This is a genomic window from Flavobacterium zhairuonense, assembly GCF_004352915.1.
Classification (GTDB): Bacteria; Bacteroidota; Bacteroidia; order Flavobacteriales; family Flavobacteriaceae; genus Flavobacterium; species Flavobacterium zhairuonense.
In genome coordinates this window covers 105,697-131,872 of the sequence record NZ_SJSY01000070.1, presented here as the reverse complement: position 1 = coordinate 131,872, position 26,176 = coordinate 105,697, and the positions used below count along the sequence as shown (strand labels likewise).

General features: G+C 34.7%; 22 protein-coding genes. 13 read left to right on the top strand and 9 right to left on the bottom strand.

Translation table 11 applies throughout. The features are described from left to right. Positions 1-56: 56 nt before the first annotated feature. From EYY60_RS08245 to EYY60_RS08235, 3 genes are all read right to left on the bottom strand, one after another. Positions 57-1,145 carry an efflux RND transporter periplasmic adaptor subunit gene (locus EYY60_RS08245; protein WP_132988908.1) on the bottom strand — a complete coding sequence of 363 codons (1,089 nt, stop codon included), beginning with the start codon at positions 1,143-1,145 and terminating at the stop codon, positions 57-59. 220 nt (positions 1,146-1,365) lie between these two features. Beyond that, the gene (locus tag EYY60_RS08240; protein WP_132988907.1) at positions 1,366-4,656 is read right to left on the bottom strand and encodes an efflux RND transporter permease subunit; all 3,291 of its coding nucleotides are present in this window, start codon (positions 4,654-4,656) and stop codon (positions 1,366-1,368) included. Positions 4,657-4,668: 12 nt separating this feature from the next. Further along, positions 4,669-6,054, bottom strand: coding sequence for a TolC family protein (locus tag EYY60_RS08235; RefSeq protein ID WP_132988906.1), 1,386 nt, complete (start codon positions 6,052-6,054; stop codon positions 4,669-4,671). A gap of 164 nt (positions 6,055-6,218) precedes the next feature. Between EYY60_RS08235 and EYY60_RS08230 the strand changes: the two genes are divergently transcribed. The 4 genes from EYY60_RS08230 (at position 6,219) to EYY60_RS08215 (ending at position 9,167) form a co-directional block, all read left to right on the top strand. Then, positions 6,219-7,256: a sensor histidine kinase gene (locus tag EYY60_RS08230; RefSeq protein ID WP_132988905.1), complete on the top strand. Its 1,038-nt coding sequence runs from the start codon at positions 6,219-6,221 to the stop codon at positions 7,254-7,256. Further along, positions 7,256-7,954 (top strand): LytR/AlgR family response regulator transcription factor, encoded by a 699-nt coding sequence (locus tag EYY60_RS08225; RefSeq protein ID WP_132988904.1) that lies wholly within the window; start codon positions 7,256-7,258, stop codon positions 7,952-7,954. Before EYY60_RS08230 ends, EYY60_RS08225 begins: the two co-directional genes overlap by 1 nt. A 92-nt stretch (positions 7,955-8,046) precedes the next feature. Further along, positions 8,047-8,520 (top strand): hypothetical protein, encoded by a 474-nt coding sequence (locus EYY60_RS08220; protein ID WP_132988903.1) that lies wholly within the window; start codon positions 8,047-8,049, stop codon positions 8,518-8,520. Between the two features lie 140 nt (positions 8,521-8,660). Next, on the top strand, positions 8,661-9,167 hold the full coding sequence (locus EYY60_RS08215) for a hypothetical protein (protein ID WP_132988902.1): 507 nt from the start codon (positions 8,661-8,663) through the stop codon (positions 9,165-9,167). Between the two features lie 106 nt (positions 9,168-9,273). Here the strand turns inward: EYY60_RS08215 and EYY60_RS08210 are convergent, their stop codons facing one another. The 6 genes from EYY60_RS08210 to EYY60_RS08185 form a co-directional block, all read right to left on the bottom strand. Then, on the bottom strand, positions 9,274-10,038 hold the full coding sequence (locus EYY60_RS08210) for an SDR family oxidoreductase (RefSeq protein ID WP_132989026.1): 765 nt from the start codon (positions 10,036-10,038) through the stop codon (positions 9,274-9,276). A gap of 115 nt (positions 10,039-10,153) precedes the next feature. After that, positions 10,154-10,876, bottom strand: coding sequence for an SDR family oxidoreductase (locus EYY60_RS08205; RefSeq protein ID WP_132988901.1), 723 nt, complete (start codon positions 10,874-10,876; stop codon positions 10,154-10,156). A gap of 191 nt (positions 10,877-11,067) precedes the next feature. Further along, complete coding sequence (locus tag EYY60_RS08200; protein WP_132988900.1) at positions 11,068-11,991, bottom strand: helix-turn-helix domain-containing protein; 924 nt, start codon at positions 11,989-11,991, stop codon at positions 11,068-11,070. A gap of 87 nt (positions 11,992-12,078) precedes the next feature. Further along, a complete protein-coding gene (locus EYY60_RS08195; protein ID WP_132988899.1) occupies positions 12,079-12,642 on the bottom strand; it encodes a 2'-5' RNA ligase family protein in 564 nt (187 codons plus the stop codon). 25 nt (positions 12,643-12,667) lie between these two features. Beyond that, positions 12,668-12,982: a hypothetical protein gene (locus tag EYY60_RS08190; RefSeq protein ID WP_132988898.1), complete on the bottom strand. Its 315-nt coding sequence runs from the start codon at positions 12,980-12,982 to the stop codon at positions 12,668-12,670. A gap of 475 nt (positions 12,983-13,457) precedes the next feature. Beyond that, positions 13,458-14,390, bottom strand: a complete 933-nt coding sequence (locus EYY60_RS08185; protein WP_132988897.1) for an alpha/beta hydrolase — start codon at positions 14,388-14,390, stop codon at positions 13,458-13,460. A gap of 382 nt (positions 14,391-14,772) precedes the next feature. Here EYY60_RS08185 and EYY60_RS08180 point away from each other — a divergent pair, with 382 nt between their 5' ends. The 9 genes from EYY60_RS08180 (at position 14,773) to EYY60_RS08140 (ending at position 26,076) form a co-directional block, all read left to right on the top strand. Beyond that, the gene (locus tag EYY60_RS08180; RefSeq protein WP_132988896.1) at positions 14,773-16,368 is read left to right on the top strand and encodes an MFS transporter; all 1,596 of its coding nucleotides are present in this window, start codon (positions 14,773-14,775) and stop codon (positions 16,366-16,368) included. Between the two features lie 45 nt (positions 16,369-16,413). Beyond that, on the top strand, positions 16,414-17,730 hold the full coding sequence (locus EYY60_RS08175) for an MFS transporter (RefSeq protein WP_132988895.1): 1,317 nt from the start codon (positions 16,414-16,416) through the stop codon (positions 17,728-17,730). Positions 17,731-17,828: 98 nt separating this feature from the next. After that, positions 17,829-18,668 carry a 5-dehydro-4-deoxy-D-glucuronate isomerase gene (gene kduI / locus EYY60_RS08170; protein WP_132988894.1) on the top strand — a complete coding sequence of 280 codons (840 nt, stop codon included), beginning with the start codon at positions 17,829-17,831 and terminating at the stop codon, positions 18,666-18,668. Positions 18,669-18,672: 4 nt separating this feature from the next. Further along, on the top strand, positions 18,673-19,464 hold the full coding sequence (locus tag EYY60_RS08165) for a gluconate 5-dehydrogenase (RefSeq protein ID WP_132988893.1): 792 nt from the start codon (positions 18,673-18,675) through the stop codon (positions 19,462-19,464). A 25-nt stretch (positions 19,465-19,489) separates the two neighbouring features. Beyond that, positions 19,490-20,893, top strand: a complete 1,404-nt coding sequence (uxaC, locus tag EYY60_RS08160; protein ID WP_132988892.1) for a glucuronate isomerase — start codon at positions 19,490-19,492, stop codon at positions 20,891-20,893. Between the two features lie 174 nt (positions 20,894-21,067). Then, positions 21,068-22,090, top strand: coding sequence for a sugar kinase (locus EYY60_RS08155; protein ID WP_132988891.1), 1,023 nt, complete (start codon positions 21,068-21,070; stop codon positions 22,088-22,090). Positions 22,091-22,097: 7 nt separating this feature from the next. After that, a complete protein-coding gene (locus EYY60_RS08150) occupies positions 22,098-22,769 on the top strand; it encodes a bifunctional 4-hydroxy-2-oxoglutarate aldolase/2-dehydro-3-deoxy-phosphogluconate aldolase (RefSeq protein ID WP_132988890.1) in 672 nt (223 codons plus the stop codon). A 220-nt stretch (positions 22,770-22,989) separates the two neighbouring features. After that, the gene (locus EYY60_RS08145; RefSeq protein WP_132988889.1) at positions 22,990-24,438 is read left to right on the top strand and encodes a tagaturonate reductase; all 1,449 of its coding nucleotides are present in this window, start codon (positions 22,990-22,992) and stop codon (positions 24,436-24,438) included. 18 nt (positions 24,439-24,456) lie between these two features. Next, a complete protein-coding gene (locus EYY60_RS08140; protein WP_132988888.1) occupies positions 24,457-26,076 on the top strand; it encodes a UxaA family hydrolase in 1,620 nt (539 codons plus the stop codon). Positions 26,077-26,176: the final 100 nt, after the last annotated feature.

Genomic DNA, 26,176 nt, shown 5'->3' with positions numbered 1-26,176 from the left:
ATTCGTAAATGCGTACAGTTTTTGGGTAATCTACTAAAAAGAAGACTAAACGCAGGTTATTCGTTTATTGTATCGCCTTCTTTAGTTTCTTCGCTGGCAATTTTTACCAATTTATCGTTTGGAGTTAAATCACCGAAAATTTCAATTTTATCGTCGATTTCTCTTCCTTTTTTAATGTCAACTCTTGTGGCTTTGTGGTTTACCACTTTTACCACATAAATTCCTTCTGCAGAACTTACTACTGCTGATTTCGGAACTACAAATGTGCTGTCTTTCGCGTTAAGCGGTAATAAAACTTCAGCAACCATTCCAGGCAATAAATCGCCTTTTGTATTGTGAACGTCCATTTCGACTCTTTCAGAACGTAACTTCAAATCTAAAGCGCCAGACATTCTAGTAATTTTTGCTGTAAAAGTATCTGGCAATGATTTTACATTAAAACTCATATTGTCGCCTTGGTGCAAATAGCCTGTGTACAATTCTGGTACAGAAACCGCCAAACGTAATTTTGATTGCTCTTGAATTGTCAATAAAGGCAAATCTGAACCTTTTCCTTGCGGGCCAACAAATGTTCCTAAATTCACATTTCTAGCCGCTACAACACCGTCAAACGGAGCGCGAATTTCAAGATAACCTCTCATAATCGAGATTTCTTTGTGTGCTGCAATTGCTGCTTGATATTGTGCGTAATCAGAGTTTTTCTTTCCGTTCGCCATTTCTAAATCATTTTTAGAAATCGTTCCTTCCACTTTGCTTGTTTCGTACAAACGGTTGTATGTGCTTTTGCTGGTTGCGTAAATGGCTTCCATCGATTTTAATCTCGATTCAGCCGCCGCAACTTGTGAACTGATTTCAGGTGCTTCTAAAACAATCAAAAGCTGTCCTTTTTTTACTTTGGAACCAATATCGACTTTTAATGTTTTTACGAAACTGCTCACTTTTGCATACAAATCAACTTGTTGGAAACCTGTTAATTCGGCAGGCAAACGCAACTCTGTAGTCAGTTTTTCTTTCGATAAAAGGAAAGTTTCAACTTTAGGCTCGATTTCTGGTGCCACAGTTTCTTCTTTTTTCTTTTCACAGCTGCTTAGTGCTACTAAAGCTGTAAATAGTATCGCTGTAGATTTTATAATGTTGTTTTTCATTTTTTGGTTTTATATAATAAATATGTTTTAAGCTTTTGGATGAAAGTGTTTAAAATTTAATTTAACACATAGAATCATAGCTCTTCTTTATGGGTAAAGGCGTTTCACTTGTTTCAATGCACATAGCTATGTGTGAAAACTAGTTTTTTCTTTTACCTTTTTTTATTTAAAACTAAAATCTATGTTTCTATGTGTTAAAAAAATAATTACACTCAATGAGTTATGACTTTCCAAATTTCGACTTACTTATTGATGAAATATAATGGATGCTTTCTTCGTCTTCTGGATCTAAAGAAACAGATTGTGTCGATGTTTTTTCTTGTGCCCAAGCAAATATCTGCGGCAGGATCAACAATACAGCAAAAGTAGAAAATAATAATCCTCCAATAACCGCTCTTCCTAACGGAGAAACCTGATCGCCTCCTTCGCCATGTCCGATTGCCATTGGCAACATACCCATAATCATCGCAACCGAAGTCATGATAATTGGACGAAGACGCAACGCAGCCGCTTCACGAGCAGATTCTAAGGCATTACCATTTATTTTGCGCAATTGCTCCGCATTGGTAACCAAAAGTACGGCGTTGGCAATAGAAACCCCAACCGACATGATGATTCCCATGTATGATTGCAAGTTTAGTGTTGAACCCGTAAGCGTCAGCATTAGCAATGATCCTAAAACTACCGCAGGAACTGTTGTTAAGATTACCAGCGAAACTTTGAACGATTGGAAATTAGCGGCCAACATTAAGAAGATTACGAAAACGGCAACCAATAATCCTGTTTGTAAACTGCTTAATGTTTCGGTCAATACAGTACTTAGTCCAATTGGCGTGATAAACAAACCACGTGGCAATTCGCCAAGAGAACTAATTGTTTTGCTCACATCTTTAGAAGCCGTCCCCAAATCGGTCTTATAGATGTTTGCTGTTACAGTAATGTATGGCATGGCCCCTAAATTGTCATTTTCACCACTCACAAAGCCTGGCGTAATTTTAGCAACGTCACTTAAAACGGGACGAAGCGAGTTTTTCAATACTGGAATTTCTCCAATATCGGTTTTGCTTTTCATTTTATTCAATGGAACCTGAACTTGAACAGAATAGGATAATCCTGCTTTTTCGTCAACCCAGTTGTTTTTTTCTGTATAACGTGATGATGAGGTCGAAGCTACAAGTGAACGAGAAATATCATTCATATCAACTCCTAATTCGGCAGCACGAGTTCTGTCAATATCAATATTCATTGCTGGATAATGAATTGGTTGACCAATTTGCACATCTCTGAAATACGAAATCGCTTTTAATTTATCTACAATCTGGGTAGCGTACAATTCATTTTTCTTTTTGTCTTTTCCGGCAACTCGAATCTCAATTGGAGTAGGAGAACCTTGGCTTAAAACTTTATCAGTCAATTCGATTGGCTCAAAAGAAAGCTTCGTATTTGGAAGTACTTTTTTAAGTCTTGCTCTAAATTCATCTTTAAAGTCGTCCATATCTGCTTCGTAATCTTTCAAACTTACTTGGAAAACCGCTTCGTGAGAACCTGCCATGAACAAATAAATCGGGTTGATCGAGAATAGAGAAGGGTGCTGGCCGACATATACAGATGAAATTCCGATATGATCTTTTCCAACCATTTTTTCCAATTCTTTCAAAACAATTCTTGCTTGTTCTTCTGTTCGTTCTAAACGCGTTCCGTCAACAGCACGCATTCTCAATTGAAACTGACTTGAATTTGTTCTTGGAAAAACATCTTTTCCAATGAAGCTAATAAACAAAACAGCAAGTATTACCGAACTAGTTAGATAAATAATAGTCGTCGCTTTTTTATGAACAAACAAACGATCTAAAGTTCGCATGAAACGATTTCTGAATTTTTCGAAACCACTTACTTTTCCATCATCGTTGAAATCTTCTCTTTCAACCATATCTTTCTTCTGACCAATTAAATTTTGCTCAGATTCAGGTGTTAATCCACAAGCGTTAAACTCTGCTTCGTCGTCTGTAATTTCAGGTGCATGTTCGTGTTTGCCGTGTCCTTTCATCATCCAGTTTGCCATTACAGGCACAAAAGTCTGAGACAACAAGAATGAAATTACCATTGAGAAACCAATTGCTAAAGCCAAAGGCAAGAACAACGCTCCCGGAATACCAACCATTGTAAAAGCTGGTGCAAATACAGCTAGAATACAAAGCAAGATCAATAATTTAGGCAAAGCAATTTCTTGACAGGCATCCCAAATGGCGAGTGCTTTTGGTTTTCCCATGTCGAGATGCTGGTGGATATTTTCGATGGTTACGGTACTTTCGTCCACCAAAATACCAATTGCAAGAGCCAATCCTGATAATGACATTAAGTTGATCGTTTGTCCGAATAATTTCAGGAATAAAACTCCAGAAATAATCGAAATTGGAATCGTCATAATTACGATTAAAGCTGCACGGCGGTCGCCTAAGAATAATAAAACCATTAATCCCGTCAAAACCGCACCAATGATTCCCTCAGTAATCAAACTTTTAACCGAGTTGATTACATAAACTGATTGGTCAAATTCATAAGATAATTTTACATCTTCAGGAAGTGTGCTTTGGATTTTAGGCAATTCAGCTTTTAATTTCTGTACCACATCCCAAGTCGAAGCATCTCCCGCTTTTGCAATACTGATGTAAACAGAACGTTTTCCGTTCACCAAGGCATAACCTGCCGTAATATCGGCACCGTCTTTTACAACTGCTACATCACCTAATTTTAGGTTTTGAACGCCTCCTTTGAATAACGGAATTTGCTCAAAATCTTTAACTTCTTTAATCGTATTGTTGGTTGGCGTAATATAGTTTTTGTCGCCCATACGCACGTTTCCAGATGGAGCCGTTTGGTTGTTTAAACGAATCGCTTCTACAATTTGGTCTGGCGTCATATTGTGAGAACGCAATAAATCTGGATCTACGTTAACCTCAATTGTTCTTGGGCTTCCGCCAAAGGGAGCTGGAGATAATAAACCAGGAATTGCAGTGAAAGAAGCACGAACATAAACGTTGGCTAAATCCTGTAATTCGTTGTTTGAACGTATTTTACTGCTCAAAACCAATTGTCCAATTGGAAGTGAAGAAGCATCAAAACGAATGATAAACGGAGGTTGCGTTCCCGGAGGAAAAGCCGCTTGGATTCTGTTTGAAAGCGCACTCAACTCGGCGGCAGCCTGAGCCATGTTTGTTCCTTCGTAATAGGTTAATTTCATAATCATTAACCCTTGAATATTTTTAGTTTCTACAGATTTGATACCATTCGAGAAAGGCAAAACGTTTACGTAGTTTTTAGCAAAATAAGCCTCCATTTGGTCTGGCGTATAACCTCCAAAGGGATGCGCAATATAAATTACCGGCAAGTTCATTTTTGGCAGAATATCTACCTTAATGTCCTTTATGGCACCAATTCCGAAGAAAAATAGACCCGCAACCAATACTAATATGGAGATGGGTTTGCGGAGTGCAAAGCGTATTAAATTCATTTGGCTTTATAATTAAAATTCATTCATAAATAGGTCAAAATCTCCTGTTGCTGCCACTTTTAGCAAAAACGACTGCCATACATTGTTGTTGACGATATCACGGTCAATTTCGGCGCGATTTAGTGTAAACATGGTTTGAGTCAAATCGGTCAAATCGGTTAGGCCGTTTTTGTATAAGGTCGATTTTTGAACGTAAGCGCGTTGTGCAGCATTGACTTGAATTGGCGCTTCGGCATAATTTTCTAAAGTGATTTTTATTTTATCTTCGGCAAAAGTCAGTTGCGACTTCAATTCTCTGCTGGCTTGATTGTATTCTTCCTGCAAAGCTTGAGAAACAAATTTTTGCGAAGTCACTTGTTTGTTTGCCCTAAAAGGCGTTGTCAAATTCCAAGTGATTCCGACTCCAACCAAGTAATTTGAACGATCCGGATTTACGCCATCCCAATAATTTCGACTGAAATTCGATTGATCGACAGCATAACCCGTTTCAAAACCCGAAGCTCTAGTTTGCAAAACACCAAAAGCACTCATCGTAGGATAATAAAAACGTTTGTACAATTTAACCTGTTGATTGCTGTAATCAATCTTTGTTTTGTAATACTGCAATAAAGGGTGAAGACTGTCTGTTGAAACTATTGATTTTAAAACTTCTTTCGGAATTTGATTAACAAACAAAGTATCTGCAATAAAATCCTGAGGTGCAACTCCCATCAAATCGACTAATTTGTTGTTTTGTTCTTTGACAAAGTTTCGGGCAAGATTCAGCGCAATTTTCGCTTTTGAAACTTCAGCAGTCGCCAAGGTTGAATCTACGCCAGCCAATAATCCGTTTTTAACTCGGGCAACAGCTGTCTTTTTGAAAACTTCTGCACGGCTTAAATTCTTTTGCTGTGAAATCAGTAACCTTTGGCTTGCCAATAAATTCAAATAAGCAGCCGAAATTTTAATTTTCTGTTGGAATTCTTCTTGCTGCAAATCTTTTTCTTTTGCCTGAACATCAACTTTTGCTAAATTGATTTTTTCCTGTGTTTTTCCGAAAGTGAAAAAATCCCAGTTCATGTTTACCAGATATAATGCGCCAAAAGCTGAATTCCAGTTTTGTTCTGGCAACGCTGGTCCAGAAGAAGCAGTTCCTAAACCATTAAATCCATATAATGCACCGTTTTGTCCATTAATAGTTCCGTAATCTTGTTGTGCAGATAAATTAAGATTAGGAAGATAATCACGTCGAGATTGTTTTAATGTCTCTTTTGAGGCACTGGCGTAATTGTTTTTTGCTTTGATCGAACCGTAGTTTTCAAGACCTGTTTTTATTGCTTCTTTTAAAGACAAGGTTTGTGAATAACCAATTGAGGCTAGAATCAAGAAAAATAATAAGGTAATTTTTTTGAAATACATAAAACTCAAAATCTGAAATTATGGCACAAATTTATTTCTCTTATACTGATAAAAGTCAGGTTAAGTGATGTACTGCACTGATAAATGACCAATTGAATTTGTCATTTTTTGGAAAAAAGAATTAAATATTTGTGCGAACTTTGTGGACTATTTAAGTTTAAAAAATGAATAAAAAGTTTGATAATATATTGGATAACAAGTGGTGGCAAGAAATTGCTGTTGTCCTTTTTTCATTTACAATTTATACGTTAAAAAATGACTGGATGCTTTTCAGTTCGGTCACGTCCATTTTAATGGGGATTTTTTTCTATTGCATTTTGTACATGCACGCACAGTTTAATCGTTTTTTTCTTCTTCCTATATTATTCAAAACCCAACGTCCCTTAACTTATATTTTTCTCACTCTTTTCGGGGTTTTTGTGTTCTCTATTATTTTGTATGAAATCACAATGCTGGATATGTTCAGCAATTGCCGTTTGTATCAGAATTCGCATCAACGAAGTTATGTGTACCAATTGGCGAGCGTTTTAGGAACTTTGGTTTGCATTTTAAGCCCGATTATTGTTTTTAAATTCTACAGAATTCACAGAAAACAGACAGATGAAGCGCTTTTGTTCAATCAAATGCAATTGAATTCTTTGAAAGGACAGCTGAATCCGCATTTTTTATTTAATACCTTTAATACGCTTTACGGAATCAGTTTGGAATTTCCTGAAAGAACCCCAGATTTGATTATGAAGGTTTCGCAATTAATGCGTTACCAACTCGAAAGCAATAACAAGCAGTGTGTGTCTTTAGAAGATGAATTGGAGTTTATAAACAGTTATGTACAGCTTGAAAAAGAAAGAGTAGGATACCGTTGTGATATTACTTTTGATTCTAAAATTGACAACGAAAATGCGTATAAAATTTCGCCAATGCTTTTGATTGCATTTATTGAAAATGCTTTTAAACATGGAACTTGTGCAATCGAAAAATGTTTTGTCCGAATTTTTATTACAGTAGAAAAAGGAAATCTTCATTTGCATGTCGTCAATTCAATTCCGACGAAAAAAACAGATGTAGTTTCGACAAAAATTGGTTTGAAAAACACGATTGAGCGTCTGAATTTGATTTATGGAAAAGATTATAAGTTAGATATTCAGGATGAAAAAAACACCTATATAATCGATTTAAAACTGCAATTGAAAAAGTTTGTATAATGAAAGAGCCAAAAAAATGTATAATTGTTGATGATGAGCCGGCGGCGCATTATGTTTTGGCGAATTATATCAAACAAAATCCGCAATTGGAATTGGTTTTTCAAGGATATAATGGCATTGAAGCAATGGATTATTTACGTGAAAATCATGTTGATTTGATGTTTTTGGATATCAATATGCCGGAAATTTCAGGAATGGAATTGTTGAAAATTATTCCGAATCATCCTAAAACAATTTTAACTACAGCGTATTCTGAATTTGCATTGGAAAGTTATGATTATGGTGTAATTGATTATCTGCTGAAACCTATTTATTTTCCGAGATTTTTGAAAGCAGTCGACCGTTTTTTTTCGACTGAATCAGTAAAAATCAAAGAAGAAGAAACAATCGTAAATTCAATAAGCGTAAAAGTGGACGGTTATTTTATTGAGATCGAATTAGAGCAGCTTTTGTATGCGCAGAGTTTTGGTAATTATGTGAAACTTCATACTACAAAGCGAACTTATTTAGCTTCAATTACAACAACTGAATTAGAAAAATGCCTTCCTGAGAAAAATTTTATGCGAATTCATAAGTCATATATTGTTGCTTTAGACAAAATTGAAGATACAGAAAAAGATTTTGTGGTGATCAAACATGAAAAATTGCCAATAGGAATTACATATAAAAGAGAATTGTCAGACCGTTTAAAAAAATAAGAAATTGTTGATAATATTTTAATGCGTCTTCATTTGTACTTCATTTAAAAGTAGTAATTTTAATACGATTATTAATTCATAAATGAGCAGTTATGAAAAAGCTTTTACTGATTGTTTTGTTTTCATGCAATGGTTTTTTGATCGCACAGGAAGGAACAAATATGAAAAAAGTAATAACGCCTCCAGAAAAGGTAAAATTTACTTTTGAAAAGGAATATCCAGGGAAAACTGCAGTTTGGTCTGAAGAATATGTGGGAGATGATGATGATGAAGTTCGTTATGAGGCTAAATTCAATAAAGATAAAAATACTAAAGCGGTTGCGATTTATGACATTTCTGGAGTTTTGAAAGCATTCGAGCAGCAAATTTCGCTTAGTAAGTTGCCAATAAATGCGCAAGCTTATTTGAAAAAGAATTATTCGCTAAAAGAGATTGAAGAAATTGCGGTTGTGGTGGATGACAAAAATAAAACGACTTATGAAGTTGGCGTTAAAAAAGACTCCAAATTTTATGATGTGGTTTTTGATAAAGATGGCGACTTTAATGTCTCTATCGAGAAAAATTGAAATATACTTGCTTACTAATTCAATATATTTAAAAAGGCAAACCCGATAGTTTTAGGACTATCGGGTTTTGTTTTTTCTGAATTTTAAATTCATTAAAAGTAATATTTTTACTACATTCGCGTCTTTTTAACAAAATGCAAATGAAAAATATTTACCTATCTCTGTGTGTTTTCTATAGTACGTTATCAATTGGTCAAAGTATATTACTGCCATCTGAAAATATAAGAAACGCTTTTGAGAAACAATATCCCAAAAAGAAGCCAGTTTGGACAATAGTGTTTAGCAAGAGTGAAACAGATGTTAATTTTGCTGCAAAATTCATGTCTAAGCCCAAAACTCTGGCTTTTACAATTTATGATAGTCAAGGGAATTTTAAAGATTATAAAGAACAAATAACAAGCGCTAAATTGCCAAAAAGTGCGCACCTTTATCTGGACACCAATTACCGTACTAATATAGCTTCTAAAGAAAAATCAAAATCCAAGTCAAAAACTAAATCTGTTCCTTTGACTTTGGGAGAAATGTATTCTGTGCTTGATGCAGAGAATGAAATAACGTATGAAGTAAAAGTCAAAAAAGAAGGTAAAAATTATAATCTCATTTTTGATAAAGATGGAAATTTGACCAAAACGATTGTAATGGAATAAAAAGAATTCTAACTAATTCAAATTGTTTTTTTAGTTTCAGGTTTCAAGTTTCACGTTCAAACCTGAAACCTGAAACCTGAAACCTGAAACCTGAAACCTGAAATCCTTAAAGCATCATTCCACCAGAAGCTTCAATTCTTTGAGCATTAATCCAACGTGCATCTTCGGTACATAAAAAAGCAACAACAGCACCAATATCATCAGGCAATCCAACTCTTCCTAAAGCTGTTACAGACGCAATTTGCTGATTCATTTGTTCATTGTCACGAACCACTCCGCCACCAAAATCAGTTTCAATTGCCCCGGGAGCAACAATATTTGCTCTGATTTTTCTAGCACCTAATTCTTTTGCCTGATATTTAGTCAAAGTTTCCATTGCGCCTTTCATAGAAGCATAAGCAGCGTAACCAGGAAATGAAAATCTCGCTAATCCCGTTGAAATGTTTACGATTCCGCCACCGTCATTCATTATATTTAATCCTTTTTGTGTTAAGAAAAATGGACCTTTGAATTGAATGTTTGTTAATTGATCAAATTCTGCTTCAGTTGTGCCAATGAAAGAATTATGGATTCCAATTCCAGCATTGTTTACAATAAAATCGAATTTATCTGTTTTGAATGTGTCTTTCAAAACTGTTTTTACTTCTTCAAAAAAAGAATCAAAAGTTTTAGAATCACCAACATTCAATTGAATTGAAGCGGCTCTTTGACCCAAATTTTCAATTTCTTTTACTACTGAATCTGCTTCGTCTTTCTTGCTGTTATATGTAATAATTACATCTAATCCTTTTTTAGCAATCGCAATTGCCATATTTTTCCCTAAACCTCTGCTTCCGCCTGTAACGAGAGCTATTTTTGTATTTACTGCCATCTTTTTTAATTGTGAATTGTGAATTGTGAATGGTGAATTGTGAATGTGAAATGTCATTTTTTTGTGTTTTCAATTAACAATTTACCATTCACCATTTATCATTTATCATTTACCATTAATTATGCATTGCGTTAAAATGATTTCTCAAATCTTCTGCGCTTGCGTTTAATCTTGTTTCGCTTGTCCCAAATGTTAGTTCTTGTCTTCCTTCTTTTAATTGTTCAAAAATAGATTCGATAAAACTGCTCACGCTCGGATGTGCATCATGCAATCCTACGCCACCTAAATCTGTGTTTAATGCTGGTGGAATAATCTCGATTACTTCTATATTTTTTGCTTTTAATAGATGACGCAATGAAAGCGTAAACGATCTAAAGAACGCTTTTGTAGCGGAATAAACCGGAACTTTTGCAAAAGGCGAAAATGCCAATCCAGAAGTTACATTCATTACTGTATTCAAAGATTTTAACTGAATAAAAAGCGATGTCAAATGTAATGGAGCCTCGATATTTGTATTGATTTCTGCTTTCATGCTTTCGTAGAAATCAGTATCGGTTACAGAAACCCATTTTTGAATTCCGGCATTGTTGATCAATACGTTTAGATCAGGATGGTTTTCAGAAATCCATTCATAAAGTGCAATGCGTTCTTTTTCGATAGACAAGTCACATGCTTTTATAATTGCAGAAGGAAATTTTGCTTTTACTTCATTTAAAACAGATTCTCTTCGTCCGCAAATAATAACAGTATTGTTTTCTTGAATAAATCTTTCAGTAAGTCCAAGTCCAATGCCACTTGCACCACCCGTTATTAAAATTTTGTTGTTTGATAAATTCATCTTTTCGATCTTTTAAATTGATAAGACAAAGGTAGGAGCAAAGTAGATGAGGGGAGTTGTAAATATCAAACCGATGTTTGCAAAATTCAAATCAGTTGTAAAATCCCAATAATTAAATTCCAAAACGTCGCGTAAAACTTTGTCAAAGTTTCAAACTTTGATAAAGTTCCCACTGAAACCTGAAACAAAAGTTAACTTCTAAAAGCCAAAGGCGTATATGACGTTTGCTTTTTAAAGAAGTTAGAAAAATGCGCTAACTCCTCAAAACCTAATGAATAAGCAATTTCAGAAATGTTCCAATCGGTTTGTTTTAAAAGGATTTTCGCTTCGTTTGTTAGTCTTGAGCTAATCAATTCGGTTGTTGTTTTTCCTGTGCTTTCTTTTAGAACTTTATTTAAATGGTTGACGTGAACGGATAATCTTTCTGCAAAATCCTTTGCTGTTCTTAATTGCAATTTTTGATTTGGAGATTCTATCGGGAATTGTCTTTCTAATAATTCGGCGAATAAAGAGGAAACTCTAGCGGCAGAATTATGTTTGGAATACAATGCTGTAATAGGTTGTAATTTTTGTCCAAAATGAATTAATTCCGCAACATAATTTCGGATTAAATCGTATTTGTAAATATAATCAGAATTAATTTCTTTTTGTATTTTATTGAAAATCAGTTCTACTTCAAGAACTTCTTCATCAGATAACTGGAAAATTGGATATCCGTCTGAAGCAAAAATTGGAAGTTCGTCAAGATCGATTCCGCTTTTGCTTTTGGATAAAAATTCGCTAGTAAAAACGCAAAATTGCCCACCTTGATTCGTGTCTTGGGGTAAATAGTTGTACGGAATTTTTGGTGTAGCAAATAACAATCCTTGTTTTTTAATTTCGATTACTTTATCGGCATATTCGGCTTTGTTGTGTCCCCTGATTAAACTTATTTTGTAATAAGCTCTTCTGTCATAGGGCATCCCCGGTTTTCCTTTCATGCGTTCTAGAAGTTCTTTAATGTCAAAAACATTAAAATGCCCAATTTCTTTTTGAATGTCATTTGGCAATAATGAAGTGGGATCAACTGTTGAGCCTTCGGTAATATCTTGATAAAATGAATCTAGGGATTTCATATATGAATTGTAAAATTCAAATATACGAAAATTAAAAGATTAGTTTTTTTGTTTCAGGTTTAAAGTTTCAAGTTTGTGTCTTTACGGTTAAAAAAGACTTCCTTGTGTAAATTCTGGCTGAGGATTATTGCCAAACGGAATAGTATCAATAATAAAAAACTGCTTTACAACAGGATCAAATTCTCGCAAGACAATTTTGTCTAACAAAAATTCCATATCAATTGTAGTGAAAAGCTGTGAAGCGATTTTTAGATTTTCGGGTGTTAATCTTCTTCCAATTGATAAATGAGGATCATCACTTTTTTTGAGTTTTAAAAATTTCAAAGTTTCATGAATCTTTTTCATAATAGGCACAAGATTATTTTTTGAATCTTCAGTTACACCAATAAAAAAAGCGCCACTATTTTGATAAGAGTCAAAATGATCTAAAAATACTTGGAAAGATGTAAAAGTGTCGGAAACTTTAGAGAGTTTTTTTTTAATGGGGTCGAGTTGAGATTCATCAATTTTGAATTCGCAAATCGTAATATGCGCTACTGAATTACAACTATTAAACCAGCCAATTTTACTTTTTAAATAATCCTTCATTATTTTGATAGAATCGATTCCGTTATCTGAAGGATGAATTACGACTGAATATGTCTTTTCCATTTTCGGGGCATTGAATTACACAAATTTAAAGTTTTCCTTTTAAATATAGTCGATGCATAATTTCGGATTTTAGCAAACCGCTACCGCCTCCAAAATGTTCAATAACTTCTACATCCGGTTGCTGTTTCAGGCAAAAAGAAGTAAAATCTTTTTCGACATGATCTTCAATTGCAGAACTTAAAAGGACAATGTCGATTTTATGGTTTCGAAAGTGTTCTTGAGCTTCTTTTTCGTTATTAAAAGCGACAGCATTCCAATTTTCATCTGCATTCACCAAGCGAAGCAAAATAGCTAAAATGGCTTCATTTTTTCCGAGTAATAAGAATTCGAGAGTTTTCATAATATGTCAGTTTTCAAAGCAAAATTAGAAGTAAATACTTGTTTAGAACTTAATCTAGGACAAGAAATAATGTAAAGAAAAAGTTAATTTTTCTTTTTTTGAATTTTTGCAGATAAAATTTTAAGTTGCTATTGTTTTGATATACAGTGTTTTGTTTTGTTTTTCTTTTTTTTGATTAAATAAAAGAAGAATTTTTTTTTCAGAATGTGGAAAACCGTAATGTTATCTTTTAAGAGCGCGATACATTTGCCTCATAGAAATAGAGATTTATGATGTTTTTGCCTTTTTTAATCATCATTAAAGATTTCTATTGATTGTTACTAGTTTTTGGAGAAACACAGTAAGTTGAAATTTGACATATTCATTTGATCGTGGGTACTTGTGTAAATTTGCAAGATAAATACAAGATGTCAAAATTTTTATCGGGTTTTTAGGTTCAGTTACACGTTAACCAATCTAAAAACCCTTTTTTTGTTTAATAATATCCGTGATTTTTTAGCCATTCTTCGCAGTCTTTTGTCCAGTTTTTGCTCGTGTCTTTCACTCCTAAACCAAAACCGTGGCCACCATTTTCATACAAATGCAACTCTGATGTAACGCCACTCTTTTTGAGTGCCAAATAATAATTAATACTGTTTTCAGGAATAACAGCAGTGTCATCTGTGGCATGAACTAAGAATGTCGGTGGAGTTTGTGAATTAACCTTTTTTTCATTGGAAAAAGAATCGATTAATTCTTTCGATGGGCTATTTCCTAATAAATTAGTCTGAGAACCTTTGTGCGTAATATTGTTTTCCATTGATACAACAGGATAAACCAAGATCGAAAAGTCAGGACGGGCACTTGTTTTAGACCTAGTTTCATATGTTTTTTCGTCAAAATGTGTCGCTAATGTTGAAGCTAAATGACCACCTGCGGAAAATCCTAATGTGCCAATTTTAGCATTGTCAATATTCCAATTTGTAGCATTTTCGCGTACATAACGTACAGCTTCTTGTGCGTCTTGAAGCGGTCCTATTTTTTTATTTTTCATGATCAAATCACTCGGCAATCGGTATTTTAGTACGAAGGCTGTAATGCCTAAACTATTGAGCCATTTTGCAACTTTGGTTCCTTCCTTGTCAATTGCTAAGTGCGAATAACCTCCGCCTGGAAAAATAATGATTGCAGTTTGATTTGGTTTTGCATCTTTCGGAATAAAAACGGTTAAAGTAGGGACAGAAACAAAGCTTGTACTCTGAATTGCGCCGTCTTTTACGATTTCTTTTTCCTTATAATCAGGTGAAACAATTTCGTCTGGAATTTTAGCCCATAACGGAATTATTTGATTTTGTGAGTGTAAGTTATTGATAATTAGTAGATATAATGTTGTGTAAATAAATAATTTTGGAGAAAGAATGAGTTTCATTTTTTAGAAAATTGTTTTGTGATGAATTTGATACGAATGAAAATAAGCTAAAAAATGGTGAAGCTAGCAAAGCAATTTGCCTAAGGATTTTGTACAATTTTAGCCCTAGTAACGGATGAATTTGCTCCGTTGCTATTTAACAAATATATTGTTTAATATGTAATATTGTATTATTTTTTTTGTGCGATATGTTTATTTTCTCGGATAAAATAATTTTTTATATAATTTATTTGGAATATAAAGATTAAAAACTATATTTGTGCAATCGATTACATTATTTCGTTTTATTTGTATTAAATCATTGTTTTTTAGTGCTTTTTAATTCGGATTTCGTGATAAAATAAAAGAACCAAAAAACATCAATTTTTACAATAAAATAACCATGACCCAAGAAGATTCAGCTACTATCAGCCAAAGCGTCAAATCAGCAGGAAAATATCGTTGGAGCATTTGTGCTTTGCTTTTTTTTGCAACTACTATCAATTACTTAGATCGCCAAGTTCTTTCTTTGACATGGAAAGATTTTATTGCGCCAGAATTTCATTGGACAAACAGTGATTATGGAGACATAACAGCATTGTTTTCGATTTTTTATGCTGTTTCATTGCTGTTTGCTGGTCGATTTGTGGATTGGTTAGACACAAAAAAAGGATTTCTTTGGGCAATCGGGATTTGGTCTATAGGAGCTTGCCTTCACGCTTTCTGTGGCATTGCTACCTCTGGAATCATTACTGGCGATTGGTTAGTAGGTTTTCATGGTTCAAAAGCAATAATCAGTACTGTTCAAGATACTGCTTTAGTGATTAATGTAAGTGTGGCTTTGTTCATTTTTGCACGATTTGTGCTAGCAGTCGGTGAAGCTGGAAACTTTCCCGCAGCGATTAAAACTACAGCTGAATATTTTCCAAAAAAAGATAGGGCTTTTGCAACTAGTATTTTCAATGCGGGGGCAACAGTTGGAGCTCTAGCGGCGCCAGTTACAATTCCGTTTATTGCTAAATCGTTTGGTTGGGAAATGTCTTTTATTATTATTGGAGCTTTAGGATTTATTTGGATGGGATTCTGGACGTTTATGTATGACAAACCAGAAAGGCATGCAAAAGTAACTCCAGAAGAGTTGGCTTATATTCAGCAAGATGATATTGCTGAAAGTAAATTAGAAAATTTTGTTCCGGAAACTTCGTCAAAAGTGTCTTTAAAAGAATGTTTTAAATACAAACAGACATGGGCTTTTGCATTTGGAAAATTCATGACAGACGGAGTTTGGTGGTTCTTTTTATTCTGGACGCCAGCTTATTTAAGTTCGGTTTACGGAATGGACTCTACACAAGCGGCGTTGCCATTATTTGTTCTTTATATGATTACGTTATTGTCGATTATCGGAGGTTGGTTGCCGACCTATTTTGTAGAGAAAAAAGGGATGAATCCGTACGAAGGAAGAATGAAATCGATGCTTATTTTTGCTTTCTTTCCCTTGTTAGCTTTAGCTGCTCAGCCTTTAGGTTATATTAGTTATTGGGTACCCGTTATTATTATCGGAATCGCAGGTGCAGCTCACCAGTCTTGGTCAGCAAATATTTTTACTACTGTTGGAGATATGTTTCCAAAAAAAGCAATCGCAACGATTACAGGTATTGGTGGATTAGCTGGAGGAATTGGTTCTACAATTATAAACAAGGGTTCTGGAGTATTATTTGATTTTACACAGAGAAATTGGAGTACTATAAATGGCCAGCCATTATTGGAAAAATACCCACAATTCCAAAATGCAGTAACAGAAAAGGCTTTTCTGGCTGAAAGAGGAGTAGGGAATTTAGAAGAGTTCTTAAAGTCGCTTACAACTGCTGGTGAAAATGTTGTAAACGGAATAAATACTGGATATATGATTATTTTTTCAATCTGTGCTGTTTCTTATTTGGCAGGCTGGTTAGTGATGAAATCATTAGTTCCAAAATACAGTCCAATTAAAGATCTCTAACCGAGATTTGATGCTACTAACCAACCTAAACCAACCAACTAAATTATGAACCAAACCAACGCAGTAATTGGAAAATACCGCTGGACAATTTGCAGTTTAGTCTTTTTTGCAACAACTGTAAATTATTTAGACAGAAATGTAATAAGTTACCTTCGCCCTTTTTTGGCAGAAGCTTTTCATTGGACTCCTGAGCAGGAAGTTATTGATTATTCAAATATAGAGCTTGCTTTTAAAATTGCTTACGCACTTGGAATGCTGGTTGCCGGTGGAATTATTGATAAATTAGGAACGAAGTTAGGTTATGCGATTGCGACTGGTTTGTGGAGTTTAGCTGCAATTGGGCATGCATTGGCAACTGGGACAGGGGGATTTTTAATTGCGCGTGTATTTTTAGGGGTTACTGAAGCTGGAAATTTTCCTGCAGCAATTAAAGCTACAGCAGAATGGTTTCCGCAAAAAGAACGTGCGCTTGCAACGGGAATTTTTAATTCGGGAAGTAATATTGGTGCAATAATAGTGCCGTTGACCGTTCCTTATATTGCAGAAAAGTATGGTTGGCAATGGGCTTTTATTCTAACGGGTATTGTTGGGTTTATTTGGCTTTTATTGTGGTTTTTACTGTATGAAGTGCCTCAAAAACAAAAACGTTTGTCTCAAGCAGAATTAGAATATATTACTTCAGATCAAGTTGAAGTTGTTGAGGAAGATTCGAAGGAAAAAGTTTCTTGGATAAAGTTATTGTCATTTCGCCAAACATGGGCTTTTGCAATTGGGAAACTGCTTACAGATCCAGTTTGGTGGTTCTATTTGTTTTGGCTCCCAGATTTCTTGATGAAGCAATATAAATTGACAGCAACTGAGATTATTTGGCCTTGTGCACTTGTTTATATGATCGGAAGTGTCGGAAGTATTGGAGGAGGCTGGCTTCCTTTAAAATTAATCAATAATAATTGGCCGGCGTACAAAGCTCGTAAAACAAGTATGTTGCTCTATGCGTTTGCAGTTTTGCCGGTTTTATTTTCACAATATCTTGGAACGATAAATATGTGGTGGGCGATTTTAGTCATTGGTTTGGCAGTTTCTGCGCATCAGGCTTGGAGTGCCAATATCTTTACTACGGTTTCAGATATGTTTCCTAAAAAGGCTACCGCGTCAGTTACTGGGCTAGGAGGAATGTTTGGTGCACTAGGCGGTATTTTGTTGACTTTGGTGGTTCAAAAAAACATGTTTGTTTATTATACTAAAATTGGAAAAATTGAAACAGGATATTTTATTATGTTTTGTATATGTGGAGGCTCTTATTTATTAGCGTGGCTTATAATGCATATACTGGTGCCTAAGATGAAAAAAGTAGAATTGTAAAGAAAAGTGGAAGTGATGAAATATTTTTTTGGTTTCAATTATGGTATTTCAATATAAAAAATTAAATTTGTGCAATCGATTACATTAATTTAGAAATTATGACAAAATATAGTTCAAGATACGCATCAAGCCCAGAAGCTGTAAAAAAATATGATACACAACAATTGAGAGAAGAATTCTTAATTGATGATTTAATGCAGGAAGATGAAATCGTTTTGGTTTATTCTCATTACGACAGATATATTGCTGGATCGGCAGTTCCTGTAAAAGGAGATTTGGTTTTAGAAACAATTGATCCGCTTAAGGCACCTTATTTTTTAGAAAGAAGAGAGTTAGGAATTATCAATGTTGGAGGAAGCGGTTCTGTTGTTGTTGAAGGAACTACTTATGAGTTAGGTTTTAAAGATGCTTTATATATCGGAAGCGGAAATAAAGAGGTGATTTTCAAAAGTGCTGATGCTTCTAATCCTGCTAAATTCTATATCAATTCGGCACCAGCTCATACATCTTATCCGACGGTAAAGGTAAGTTTGGCTGAAGCGAATAAATTGAATTTAGGTGCAATGGAAACAGCAAATCACCGTACCGTTAATCAAATGATTATTGGAAGCGTAGTTACAACTTGCCAATTGCAAATGGGAATGACGGAATTAAATCCAGGAAGTGTTTGGAATACGATGCCGGCGCACGTACACGATCGTAGAATGGAAGTGTATTTTTATTTGGACATTCCAGAAAATCAAGCGGTTTGCCACTTTATGGGACAACCACAAGAAACAAGACATATCTGGATGAACAATCATCAAGCTGTTATTTCTCCGCCTTGGTCAATTCACTCTGGTTCAGGAACTAGCAATTATACTTTTATCTGGGGAATGGCAGGTGAGAACTTAGATTACGGAGATATGGATGTTTGTAAAATCACAGATTTAAGATAAGAAAATGACAAATTTATTTGATATACAAGGAAAAGTTGCCCTTATCACAGGAAGTACACACGGACTGGGAATGGCGATGGCAAAAGGATTAGGTCAAGCGGGAGCGACAATTGTGGTGAACGGAAATTCTTCTCAAGAAAAAATTGACAATGCTGTTAATGAATTGAAAAGCGAAGGAATAAATGCTGTTGGATATAAATTTAATGTAACAGAAGAAAAAGAAGTTGCAGAAGCGGTTCAAAAAATTGAAAAGGAAGTTGGTCCAATCGCAATCTTGATTAACAATGCTGGAATCATTAAAAGAATTCCGCTTCTAGAAATGGAAGTTGCTGATTTTAGAGAAGTAATCGATATTGATTTGGTAAGTCCGTTTATTGTTTCGAAACATGTTGCAAAAGGCATGATCGAAAGAAGACAAGGCAAAATCATCAACATTTGCTCAATGATGAGTGAGTTGGGAAGAAATACAGTTTCTGCTTACGCTGCTGCAAAAGGAGGTTTGAAAATGCTGACTAAAAATATGGCAACAGAATGGGCAAAATACAATGTTCAAATCAATGGAATTGGCCCAGGTTATTTTGCTACAGAACAAACAAAACCAATCAGAGTTGACGGACATCCGTTTAATGATTTTATCATTAGCAGAACTCCGGCAGCAAAATGGGGTGATCCAAATGATTTGGCTGGAGCGGCGATATTCTTATCTTCAAAAGCTAGTGATTTTGTAAACGGTCACATTTTATACGTTGATGGTGGTATTTTGGCAACAATCGGGAAACCATCAAACGAAGAATAATTCTCAAAATTTTATTTAAAAAGACATGAGCGCGAATACATTCATAAACGATAATTTTTTACTAGAAAATAAATTTGCTGAAGAATTATATCATAATTATTCTAAAAACCAGCCAATTATTGATTACCACAATCACTTAAATCCGCAGTTTATTGCTGAAGATAAAATCTTTGACAACATAACACAAGTTTGGATTAATGGCGATCACTACAAATGGCGTGCAATGCGTACTTTGGGAATCAACGAGCAGTTTGTAACAGGAAATGGTTCAGATAAAGATAAATTCTTAAACTGGGGAAAAACAGTTCCGTACACAATGCGTAATCCTTTGTATCACTGGACGCACTTAGAATTGGCTCGTTATTTTGATATTTATGATCTTTTGAATGAAAAATCGGCTGAGAAAATTTATATCGAAACTTCTGAAAAAATAAATTCTCCGGCTTACAGCACGCAAAATCTTCTTAAAAAAGTAAATGCAGAATTGGTTTGTACTACAGAAGATCCAATTGACAGTTTAGAGTTTCATCAAAAACTGGCTCAAAATCCAATTGGAACAAAAATGAGTACAGCTTTTAGACCTGATAAAGCAATTTTAATTTCGAATGACGGATATAATGCATATATAGATACTTTGGGGGAAGTATCTGGTATTGCAATTGAAACTTATACTGATTTACGTGCAGCATTGAGAAAAAGAATTGAATTCTTTAATGCAAACGGATGTAAATTAAGTGATCACGGTTTAGATCAAATTTATTTTGAAAATTTCACTGAAAATGAAATAAGTGCAATTTTCAAAAAGAAAAGAGAAAACAGCGTATTATCTCCAGAAGAAGCGTTAAAATTCCAAAGTGCAGTTTTATTATTCTTGTCTGAAACCTATCATGAATTTGGATGGGTACAACAGTTTCATTTAGGTGCTTTGAGAAATAACAATGCACGTATGCACAGAATTTTAGGCCCTGATACAGGTTGGGATTCTATTGGAGATTATCCGCAGGCGCAAAAGTTATCAAGCTTTTTAAATGCTTTAGACAGTAAAGATAAATTGTCAAAAACGATTATATACAACTTAAATCCTGCTGATAATGAAGTAATGGCAACTATGATTGGAAATTTCAACGACGGAAGCGTTCGCGGAAAAGTTCAATTTGGTTCAGGATGGTGGTTTTTAGATCAGAAAGACGGAATGACTAAACAGTTGAACGCACTTTCAAACATGGGCTTAATTAGCTGTTTTGTTGGAATGTTGACAGATTCAAGAAGTTTCTTGTCTTTCCCTAGACACGAATATTTCAGACGTATTTTATGTAATCTTCTTGGAGATGAAATCAAACGTGGAGAGCTTCCAAATGATATGGAATGGATTGGGAAATTAGTTTCTGATATTTCATACAACAACGCAAAAGAATATTTTAAATTTTAATTTTTCTAACCATTAAGACATTAAGAAGATTAAGTTTCGAGTTTAATAAATAGTTACTTAAATAATAAAGATAATTAAGTAGGCTTAATAAACTTAAATTTTAATAGCCAAAAAGAGTATAAAGCAAAGCTTAGTTTTCTTAATGCCTTAATGGTAAAATATAAAAAAGATAGTATGAGTAAAGTAGTTGCATTTGGAGAAATTATGTTGCGTCTTTCGACGGAGAGACATTTGCGTTTTTCGCAATCTACGGCATTTGGTGCTACTTATGGTGGCGGTGAATTTAATGTTTGTGTTTCTTTAGCAAATTATGGTGTGAACGCTGAGTTTGTAACAAGATTGCCTGAAAATGAAATTGGAGGTTCTGCATTGAAAGAAATGCGAAAAATGAACGTGGAAACCAAAAATATTGTTTACGGAGGAGAGCGTTTAGGGATTTATTTTCTGGAAACCGGAGCAGGAACTCGCGGAAGCAATGTAGTTTATGATCGTGCACACAGTTCGATGGCAACAATTCAAAAAGGAAGCATTGATTGGGATAAAGTTTTGGATGGTGCTGAATGGTTTCATTGGAGCGGTATAACTCCAGCGATTTCTGAAAGTGCTGCTGAAGCTTGTTTGGAAGCAATTAAAGTAGCGCATAAAAAAGGAATCACAATTTCATGCGATTTGAATTATCGTTCAAAATTATGGCAATACGGAAAAACGCCAAGCGAAGTAATGCCAGAAATGTTGAAATACAGCAATGTTATTTTAGGTGATATTGATACAGCGTATTTTATGCTGGGAATTCCAAAAGTGAACCCAAATTATCAAGATGAAAAATCGTTGCCAGTTTTATACACAAAACTGTTTGAATTGATGCCGAATTTAAAAACGGTTGCGACAACATTACGTTATTCTGTAAGTGCTTCACATCAAAGAATTGGAGGAATTCTGTTTGATGGAAAAGCAATTTATCAGGCAGCGGTTAAAGAGGTTACACCAGTAGTTGACCGAGTAGGAAGTGGAGACGCTTTTATGGGCGGTTTGATTTATGGTTTGCTTCAGTATAAAAATAATAATCAAAGAGCCTTAGATTTTGCGGTTGCAGCTTGTTGTTTAAAACATACGATTGCGGGTGACTATAATTTGGTGACTTTGAAAGAAGTAGAAAACATGATTGATGGCGACGGTTCGGCATTAGTATCAAGATAAAAAAGAAATGGCAAAATATTCAAGAATTGAAGTAGCACAGCAAATGAAAGAGGACGGAATGGTTCCGTTGTTTTTTCATTCTGATATAGAATTAAGCAAAAAAGTGCTTAAAGCATGTTATGATGGTGGTTCACGCTTAATGGAATTTACAAGCAGAGGGGATTTTGCTCATGAAGTTTTCGGAGCATTAAACAAATACGCTTTAGCTGAATTGCCAGGAATGATGTTGGGAGTAGGTTCAGTTACAGATGCAGCTTCAGCTTCGCTTTATATGAGTTTAGGCGCAAACTTTATTGTAACTCCGGTTTTTAGGGAAGATATTGCAATCGCATGTAATCGACGCAAAGTTTTATGGTCGCCAGGCTGCGGTACGCTTTCTGAAATTGCCAGAGCAGAAGAATTAGGATGTGAAATTGTAAAATTATTTCCAGCTGATATTTATGGCCCAGAATTTATTAAAGCAATAAAAGGTCCATGTCCATGGACGAATATTATGCCTACAGGCGGTGTTTACCCAACGGTTGAAAGTTTGAGTTCATGGCTTAATGCGGGTGCAACCTGTGTTGGTTTAGGTTCGCAGTTAATTTCAAAAGATATATTGGATAAAAAAGACTATGACGGTTTACAGGCCAAAGTAAGTCAGGTTTTGGATGTCATCAAAAATATTAAAAATAAATAGGGAACAATCATACCAGTTCCTTATTTGGCATGCGGTTTTTTTTAGAGTTTTAGATGTTGTAATTGAACATTACGCTTGCAAAATAAATCTTGTCACTCCTCACAGCAGGATTTGTTTTACTCTTTCAGGTGTAATGTTTCTTTTACAATATAAATCCCCACAAAAAAATAAGGTAATGAATATGGTTGTTAGTTGTAACAGTTAATGGAAATTTAGAATAATGGAAAAAATAAACAGATCAAATACGGAGTTTTCACATAGGCTTCCTATAAAAATTGTACAATTTGGAGAAGGTAACTTTTTGAGAGCCTTTGTAGAATATGCTTTTCAGGAATTAAACAAAAAAGCAGATTTCAATGCCGGTATTGCAGTTGTACAGCCTATTGACAGAGGATTGGTGAATATGATTAATGATCAGGATGGTCTGTATACTTTATTCATGAAAGGTGTTAAAAAAGGTGAGGAAATTCAGGAAAAAGAATTGATTACCAATATTGTAAAAGCGGTAGATCCTTATGCTTCTTTCCAAGAATTTTTGGCTTTAGCCAAAGAAGAAGAATTAGAATTCATCATTTCAAATACAACCGAAGCCGGAATTGAATACATCGCTTCTGATAGTCCCTCAATGACGCCTCCAATTTCTTTTCCTGCAAAATTAACTGTACTTTTGCATGAAAGATTTGAGCATTTTAATGGCGATAAATCAAAGGCTTTGACAATTATTCCTTGTGAATTAATTAATTATAATTCAGATACTTTAAAGGAAATTGTGTTGAAATATTGTAATGATTGGAATCTTGGAGAAGATTTCAAATCATGGCTAACAAACGATTGTTCTTTTCATAATACTTTGGTGGACAGAATTGTTCCGGGGTATCCAAAAGATCAAATCGAGGAATACAACAGCCAGTTGCTTTACAAAGACGACTTGATTGTAAGTGCTGAAAGTTTCTTTTTGTGGGTGATTGAAGGTGATGATAAACTAAAAGCAAAACTTCCTTTTGAAAAAACAGATTTAGATGTAAAAATTGTTGCAGACATGCAACCATACCGTACACGTAAAGTGAGAATCCTAAATGGAGCACACACTGCAATGGTGCCATTTTCATTGCTTTATGGAAACGAAACGGTAAAAGAAACTGTTGATAATGCATTTACTGGTGAATTTGTAAATAAAGCGGTTTTTGATGAGATTAATGAGACTTTAAACATGGATAGAGCAGAATTGACAAGTTTTGCAGAAGAAATTCTAGACCGTTTTAGAAATCCATTTATCAAGCATTTATTGTCTTCTATTGCTTTGAACTCAATTTCTAAATTCAAAGTTCGTGTATTACCAAGTTTGACAGGATATGTTGATGTTCATAAAAAACTTCCAGTGCATTTGACTTTTGCATTTGCATGTTTGATTCGTTTTTATAAAGGAACTTGGAAAGGTGAAAATCTTCCAGTTCAAGACAGTGAGGATATTGTTTCGTTCTTTAACGGACTTTGGACATCAGATGATTACAATAAAATAGCGAGACTTACTTTGCAAAACAAAAATTTCTGGGATGAAGATTTGACTGAGATTCCTTCATTAACAGATGCAATTGCAAAAGCTTTAGAAGAAATTGATGCAAACGGCGTTGAGCAAGGCTTCATCAATTTTCAAAAACAATTAAATTAAGAATTACATACGATAGTTATGGCAACTCAAAAAAAATTAATAAAAGTCAACCCAGCAGATAATGTAATTGTCGCTTTGACCGATTTGGTACAAAACGAACAAATTATGTTTGAAGGAGCCACTGTCTCACCAACAACTGATGTTAAAGCAAAACATAAAATCACTGAGAAAGATTTTGCAATTGGTGATGATATTATAATGTACGGCGTTTTGGTTGGAAAAGCTGCTAAACCTATAAAAAAAGGAGAAGTAATTACCACCGAAAATGTAAAACATCAAAGTGAAAAAGTTTTTGGTAAAAACGGAAATTTAGGTTGGACTCCACCAAATGTAGATCGTTGGAAAGACAAGACTTTCAACGGATACCACCGTACTGATGGACAAGTTGGAACTAAAAACGTTTGGTTGTTTTTTCCATTGGTTTTTTGCGAAAACAAAAATATCGAAAAACTGAAAGATATTTTTGAAAACGAATTAATGCCAAAAAAAGAAGTTTCTTATAAAAATTTGTTGCGCTCTTTAATTGAAGAAAAAAGCGTAGAAGAAGTTGCTGAGAGAAATAGAAATGAAAATCTTTTAGATAATATCGAAGTGAAATTTATCAACCATCAAGGTGGTTGTGGAGGGATTCGACAAGATTCAGAATTGTTGGCAAAACTGCTTGCAGGATATGTGAACAACCCGAATGTTGCAGGTGCAACTGTTTTAAGTTTAGGTTGCCAAAATTTGCAAGTTGATATTTTTAAAAAGGCATTGAAAGAAATTAGCCCGAATAGTGATAAAGAAATTTTGATCTATGAGCAACAACAAATTGGAACTACTGATCAAATGTTTCAAATGGTGATTAAAGATTCTTATGAAGCCATTAAAAGAGCCAACAAAATTGAACGCAAACCTGCTCCTCTTTCAAAACTAAGTATTGGTTTGGAATGTGGAGGATCAGACGGATTCTCAGGAATTTCTGCAAATCCAGCATTAGGAGTTGTTTCAGATATTTTTGCGGCTTTGGGAGGGAAAACAATTTTGGCAGAGTTTCCAGAATTATGTGGCGTTGAGCAAGAATTGATGAATAGATGTGTGGACGAAGAAAAAGCAGATAAGTTCTTAACTTTAATGAAAGCTTTTGAAAAATCAGTTGTAGATGCAGGTTCAGGGTTTGATATGAATCCATCTCCGGGAAACATCAAAGACGGATTAATTACGGATGCAATGAAGTCTGCTGGCGCAGCTAAAAAAGGTGGAACTTCACCTGTTGTAGATGTTTTAGATTACGGAGAATATATTTCAAAACCAGGGTTAAATCTTTTAAATACGCCAGGAAATGATGCAGAATGTACCACAGGATTGGTTGGATCGGGCGCAACAGTTGTTTTATTTACCACAGGTTTAGGAAATCCGATGGGAAATCCGATTGCACCCGTTGTAAAAATTTCTTCGAACACGGCATTAATTAATAGAATGTCTGATATTATCGACGTAAATGCCGGAACGGTGATTACTGGTGAAAAAACCATTACCGAGGTTGGGGCAGAAATAGTAGATTACATTATAGAATTGGCGAGTGGAAACGTGGAAACAAAAGCAGACCAGTTGAAACAAGATGTATTTATTCCTTGGAAAAGAGGAGTTTCACTATAGTTTTTTAGGCTCAAAGTTACAGAGATATAAAGTGACAAAGTTTTATATGTAGAGACGCACAGCAGTGCGTCTCTTTTTTTGTCATTTCGACTGAAAGGAG